Origin of the sequence: Streptomyces sp. (assembly GCF_019510245.1) — a bacterium.
GTDB lineage: Bacteria > Actinomycetota > Actinomycetes > Streptomycetales > Streptomycetaceae > Streptomyces.
This window is the reverse complement of sequence record NZ_JAEKKT010000292.1, coordinates 1-5,454: the sequence shown is the minus strand read 5'-3', so window position 1 is coordinate 5,454 and position 5,454 is coordinate 1. Positions and strand designations below refer to the sequence as shown.

Genomic DNA, 5,454 nt, shown 5'->3' with positions numbered 1-5,454 from the left:
GTGGCGATGACATAGGTGAGGCGAAAGCGCACTCACTCGGAATTCATCCCATTGACGGCGCGGGGCATTGAAGCTTTCTGCGGTTCTGAAAATTAAGAGTCTCACGTCGCGCCTCGGGTGCAAGTCGAGCCGTCTACGGGTGGCGCAGGGGAAAACCAGCCGGTCCGCGACCCGTCGGTCAACCAACCGCATCTCGTGGGGCCGTCACGCGGCCGGCTCGCGGAGCAGGCTCTCCAGATCGCGCCCTCTGGTACGACGCTGGCGCGTCGCCGCTCTTCCAAATACCCCACGGGGTATAGACTCCGAGTCGGAGAGGATGGTGGGAACGATGGAATACGGTACCGGGATCCGGCTGCACACCGGATTCGACGACGCCGTCGCGCGCGTACGCGACGCACTGAAAGACCAGGGCTTCGGGGTGCTGACCGAGATCGACGTCCAGGCGACGCTTAAGGAGAAGCTCGGCGAGGACATGGAGTCGTACCTGATCCTCGGCGCCTGCAATCCGCCCCTGGCCCACCGGGCCCTGGGTGTCGACCGGCGGATCGGGCTGCTGCTGCCGTGCAACGTCGTCGTGCGCGCCGACGACGACACCACGATCGTCGAAGCCCTCGACCCGCAGATCATGGTCGGGCTCACCGGCCGTCCGGAGCTGGCACCCGTCGCCGACGAAGCCGCGACGCGCCTGACCGCCGCATTGGACTCGCTCGGCGGCGACGCGCTCGCGAAATAACCAAACCAGGGCGGCCACGGCCGCCCTGGGAAGGTCAGGCGGCGGCCATCACGGCAGTCGCACATACCCGTGGCGGCTCTTCCACAGGTAGTACTTCTCGAACGCCACCTTCATGGCATGCGTCTGCGGACCCGGGATCATCACCGCGGCCTTGCGCGGCGGCAGCATGTGGTCGGCCAGGATCAGCACGCCGTTGTTGCCGGCGTCCATCATGCACACCGCGGCCATCTCGCCGAACTCCTTGTGTGCCACCGGCGGCTCCCCCTTGATCGCCGCGGCCACATTGCGCGCCGCGATCTTCGCCATCGACTCGGTCGGGAAGCCGGTCTTCGGGATCCCGATCGGCACCGAGGTCTGCCAGGGCACCGGAACCTGCGCGGCGATCCCCGCGGCGTAGATCTCCGGGTAGGCCTTGGACTGGTACGTGTCCTCGACCGGGATGTAGCCCTTGTCGTCGGCCAGGCCCGGGACCGCGCGCACCACGTCTTGACCGACGAACGGCGGGACGACCATCGCGTAGGCGAAAGTGACCTTGGAGCCGTCGGTCAGCTTCACGTAGTCGCCTCCGACCTCGTCGAAGGCGACACCGGTCTGCGCGACGATGCCCTCCTTCTTCAAGAACATCTTCAGAAGCTTCTCACCACCCGGCAGCCCGCCGATGCCGAAGTGCCCGACGAACGGCTCAGCGGTCAGGAACGTCAGCGAGGTGAGCTTGTCCAGCTTGGCCTTGCGCAGCTGGTGGGCCATGTTGAACAGGAACTCGTACGCCGCGCCGAAGCAGCTCGCGCCCTGCGTCGCCCCGATCACCACCGGGCCGGGGTCGTCGAGGAAGTCCCGCCAGGCGGCGCCGGCGCGCTCGGCGTCCGGCAGCGTGGTGATGGACTGCGCGAAGCCGTCCGGCCCGAGACCGGGCACCACGTCGAAGTCGTTGCGGTAGCCGGTGGCCACGATCAGGTAGTCGTAGGCGAGTTGCGTACCGCCGACGATCGTCACCGTGCGCGCGACCGGGTCGATCGCCGTCGCCTCGGCATGCACGAACTCCACGCCGTGGGCGTCGAAGGTCGGCTCCAGCGGGAAGGTGATGTCCGCCGCCTTCCGCTTTCCGAACGGCAGCCAGATCAGGGAGGGATTGAACAGGAACCGGTCGGAGGCCGACACCACCGTCACCGCGACGTCGTCCCCGAGCTCGTGCCTCAGTTCCAGGGCCGCGGCCAGTCCGCCGAAGTTCCCGCCTATGACCACCACACGCGCCACACTCACCGCGACCACCGCTCTCTGCCGGATCTGATCCGTTCACTGCCATCTCAGCAGGTCGCGAACCGTCACGGGCAGGGCCATTGGCCCCGGCCGAGCCGGGCCCTTGGTGAGGTCAGGGCACCCGACCCGGCTCTTGTCATACGCCGGGGGGTATGTGCGCGAAGGGGCGGATGCCGGTCAAGGTGACGTCGATGAGCCGGTCGATCGCCGCCTGCGACGGCAGCCCGGCGGCCGCGGTGAGCGCGTGCAGGCAGTAGGCGGCCAGCTCCCCCGGCGGCACGTCGTCCCGTACCTCGCCGCGCCCGGCCGCCTCGGCGATCAGGTCGGTCAGGAAATCGTTGAGGTGCGAGTACGCCTGGGCGATGTGCTCGCTGCGGTGCAGCAGGCTCGCCAGGTCCGTACCGTGGCTCTGCCGCCGCGACAGCCCGGCGTAGGCCCGCAACACCTCCCGCAGCCGTGCGTCCGGCCGGGCCGCCGCACCGACCTGGGCCAACTGGTGCAGGTGCGCGCCGATCTGCCGCTCGTGCCAGGCCACCAGGATCGATTCCAGGTCCGGGAAGTACTTGTACAGCGTGGCCCGGCCGATCCCGCTCTCCTTGGCGATCTGCGACATGGATACGCCGGTCAAACCGTGCTCGGCGATGAGCGCGGCCGTGGCGTCCAGCGTCGCTTCGCGCACGGCGTCGCGGTGGGCGGCGATGGTCTGGCTCCAGATCTTCGGCACGAGCCTCATCATAGACGCTCTGATCTTATCGAAGACAGTATGAGTTGACAGAGACACCTTGTATCGAAAAACTGAAGGCGTCAGAACCCCTCCGACACCATGAGGACGCCCGCCATGCCCGAACTGCCCTCCCATTCCGACACCGGCCCGGCGATCGGCGATCCGGTGATCGCGCCGACCTCCCGCCGCCGCAAAGTGCTGATCATCGGCGCCGTCGTGGCGTTGGCCGTCCTGTTCGCGGTGCTCCACCTGACCGGTGTGGTCGGCGGGGAGAGCCACTGATGATCGAGGCGCGCGCGCTGACCAAGCGCTACGGGGCCACCACCGCCGTGGACGATCTGTCGTTCACCGTCCCGGCCGGCACCGTGACCGGCTTCCTGGGCCCGAACGGCGCCGGGAAGTCCACCACCATGCGCATGATCCTGGGCCTGGACGCCCCGACCTCCGGCACGGTCACCGTCAACGGCCGCCCCTACACCGGGTATCGCAGGCCGCTGCGCGAGGTCGGGGCGCTGCTGGAGGCCAGGGCCGTGGCCGGCGGCCGCAGCGCCCGCAACCACCTGCGGTGGCTGGCCGCCGGCAACGGCATACCGGCATCCCGGGTCGAGGAGGTGCTGCGCCAGGTCGGGCTGGTCTCCGCGGCGCGCCGGACGGTCGGCGGCTTCTCCCTCGGCATGGCCCAGCGGCTCGGGATCGCCGCCGCGCTGCTCGGCGACCCGCCGGTGCTGATGTTCGACGAACCGGTCAACGGCCTGGACCCCGAGGGCGTGGCGTGGATCAGGAGCCTGCTGAAGGCTCTGGCCGGGCAGGGCCGCACGGTGTTCCTGTCCAGCCACCTGATGAGCGAGATGGCCCTGACCGCCGACCGGCTGGTCGTCATCGGCCGCGGCCGCCTGATCGCCGAGACCTCGGTGGCCGACCTGATCGCCGAGGGCAGCGGGAACCACGTCCGGGTCCGCGCGGCCTCGGGTCCGGAGTTGGCCGCGGCCCTGACCGAGCGCGGCGCCGCCGTCGTCACGGAAGCCGACGGCGCGCTGCGCGTCAGGGGCCTGGGCGCCGATGAGATCGGCGAGATCGCCCGTGTGCGGGGCTACGGCCTGGCCGAGCTCGCCGTGCAGCAGATGTCACTGGAACAGCGTTACCTGGAGCTGACCCGCGACGCCGCCGAATACACCGCCGATACCGGCGCCGACGCCCCGCCTTCAGTGGCGCTGAGCACGAAATGAGGACCCTGCCATGACCGCCGCCACAGCTCTGCCCGCTCCGCCGGCCACCGAACGACATCGCGCAGACTTCACCAACCTGGTACGCGCCGAGTTCATCAAACTCCGCACGGTCCGCTCGACCTACTGGACGCTACTGATCGCCTTCACCGCCAACATCGGCTTCGCCGTCGTCGCCGCCTCGGCCATCGCGCCCCGGCTGTCCGCCCACGACCGCGACCAGATCGACGTGGTCCAGCTGGCCCTGGCCGGGATCCACCTGTCGCAGATCGCCTACGGCGTGCTCGGAGCCCTGACCATCACCGGCGAATACGGCAGCGGCATGATCCGCGCCACCTTCGCCGCCACGCCGCGCCGCAGAGCCCTGCTCACCGCCAAGGCGCTGGTCTTCACCGGCGTCACGCTGGTCACCGCGACCGTGTCCGCCTTCGTCGCCTACCTCGCCTTCGACGCCGCGCTGCCCGCGAACACCTTGTCCGGAACCGCGCTGTCCGACCCCGGCATCGCCCGCGCCGTGGCCGGCGGCGGGCTGTATCTGACGGCGCTGGGACTGCTCGGGTTCGGGCTCGGGGTCGTACTGCGCTCCTCGGCCGGAGCCATCGCCACCGTGTTCGGCGTGCTGTTCGTGCCGCCGCTGCTGCTGGACCTGCTGCCGGGCAGCTGGAAAGACGCCGTCGGCCCCGCCGTCCCGATGCAAGCCGGAACCCAGGTCTACGTCGCGGTCCGGCACGAGACCGCCGCCCTGGCTCCGTGGACCGCCTTCGCAGTGTTCTGCGCCTATACCGCGGCAGCGCTTCTGGCCGGATTCCTGCTCGTCAACCGACGCGACGCCTAGCAAGCCCCGCCACCACGAAAGGAGCCCGACCGTGCCCACGTCCCGAGCCCGCATCCCGACCACCCGCGCCCGCCGCTACCTGTCCCAGCTCGGCAAGCACAGCGCCCACCTGGGCCCGCACCTGGAGCACCGGGCCGGCCCGCACGACGCGCATGCCGCGCCACCGGTGGCGCTCCCCACCGCCTGGTCCGACACCGACGGCGCCATCGACTTCGGATGGGCTCGCTGCACCGTCCACGCCACCGACGACGCACTGGTCCTGACCGCCGAAGCCGACGACGAGGAAGCCCTGGCCCGCATCCAGGACGGCATCGCCCGTCGCCTGGAACGCATCGGCCACCGCGACGCGCTGGCCGTGACCTGGTCCGAGCCGCCGGCCGGCGGGCCGGTCCGTCCACCGCCGACGCGGCCTCCATCATCAGCGCCTTGATGACATCCGACGGTCGCGCCGACCCCTACCCGCTCTATGCCCGGCTGCTAACGCTCGGCCTGGTTGCGGCCATCGCCGAGGACCGGTTCGTGGTGTGCGGGTACGACGCCGTGAACCAGGCGCTGCGCGACCCCGGTTTCGGGCTACCGGACGCCGAACCGATCCGGCACGACGCCGAGCACAGCGCCTCCGACGCACCGTCCCGGCGCCCGCAGTCGCGACACCGTTGACAGTGCCCGGCGATACCGCCAG

8 protein-coding genes are annotated in these 5,454 nt (G+C 70.2%); 6 read left to right on the top strand and 2 right to left on the bottom strand.

The window, feature by feature from the left end:
• Positions 1 to 328 precede the first annotated feature (328 nt).
• Positions 329 to 733, top strand: a complete 405-nt coding sequence (locus JF597_RS49205) for a DUF302 domain-containing protein (protein WP_294012445.1) — start codon at positions 329 to 331, stop codon at positions 731 to 733.
• A gap of 48 nt (positions 734 to 781) precedes the next feature.
• Here the strand turns inward: JF597_RS49205 and JF597_RS49200 are convergent, their stop codons facing one another.
• Positions 782 to 1,993: an FAD-dependent oxidoreductase gene (locus JF597_RS49200; protein WP_294012442.1), complete on the bottom strand. Its 1,212-nt coding sequence runs from the start codon at positions 1,991 to 1,993 to the stop codon at positions 782 to 784.
• Positions 1,994 to 2,126: 133 nt separating this feature from the next.
• A complete protein-coding gene (locus JF597_RS49195) occupies positions 2,127 to 2,723 on the bottom strand; it encodes a TetR/AcrR family transcriptional regulator (RefSeq protein WP_366916565.1) in 597 nt (198 codons plus the stop codon).
• Between the two features lie 105 nt (positions 2,724 to 2,828).
• On the opposite strand from JF597_RS49195, the gene JF597_RS49190 reads away from it, so the two are divergent.
• From JF597_RS49190 to JF597_RS49170, 5 genes are read left to right on the top strand one after another with little or no spacing between them, the layout of a single operon-like run.
• Entirely contained in the window at positions 2,829 to 2,996 is a 168-nt protein-coding gene (locus tag JF597_RS49190; protein WP_294012436.1) for a hypothetical protein, read from the top strand.
• Entirely contained in the window at positions 2,996 to 3,940 is a 945-nt protein-coding gene (locus tag JF597_RS49185) for an ABC transporter ATP-binding protein (protein WP_294012434.1), read from the top strand. The genes JF597_RS49190 and JF597_RS49185 overlap by 1 nt, the downstream gene beginning before the upstream one ends.
• Positions 3,941 to 3,950: 10 nt before the next feature.
• Positions 3,951 to 4,772 (top strand): ABC transporter permease, encoded by an 822-nt coding sequence (locus tag JF597_RS49180; RefSeq protein ID WP_294012431.1) that lies wholly within the window; start codon positions 3,951 to 3,953, stop codon positions 4,770 to 4,772.
• A 31-nt stretch (positions 4,773 to 4,803) separates the two neighbouring features.
• Positions 4,804 to 5,202, top strand: a complete 399-nt coding sequence (locus tag JF597_RS49175; RefSeq protein WP_294012428.1) for a DUF2218 domain-containing protein — start codon at positions 4,804 to 4,806, stop codon at positions 5,200 to 5,202.
• Entirely contained in the window at positions 5,202 to 5,432 is a 231-nt protein-coding gene (locus JF597_RS49170; RefSeq protein ID WP_294012425.1) for a hypothetical protein, read from the top strand. The genes JF597_RS49175 and JF597_RS49170 overlap by 1 nt, the downstream gene beginning before the upstream one ends.
• Positions 5,433 to 5,454 lie beyond the last annotated feature (22 nt).

Excerpts from the sequence above, each read along its gene's own strand:
- JF597_RS49185 (WP_294012434.1), top strand. The coding sequence starts at position 2,996 with ATGATCGAGGCGCGCGCGCTGACCAAGCGCTACGGGGCCACCACCGCC.
- JF597_RS49195 (WP_366916565.1), bottom strand. The coding sequence starts at position 2,723 with ATGAGGCTCGTGCCGAAGATCTGGAGCCAGACCATCGCCGCCCACCGC.
- JF597_RS49180 (WP_294012431.1), top strand. The coding sequence starts at position 3,951 with ATGACCGCCGCCACAGCTCTGCCCGCTCCGCCGGCCACCGAACGACAT.
- JF597_RS49205 (WP_294012445.1), top strand. The coding sequence starts at position 329 with ATGGAATACGGTACCGGGATCCGGCTGCACACCGGATTCGACGACGCC.
- JF597_RS49190 (WP_294012436.1), top strand. The coding sequence starts at position 2,829 with ATGCCCGAACTGCCCTCCCATTCCGACACCGGCCCGGCGATCGGCGAT.
- JF597_RS49170 (WP_294012425.1), top strand. The coding sequence starts at position 5,202 with ATGACATCCGACGGTCGCGCCGACCCCTACCCGCTCTATGCCCGGCTG.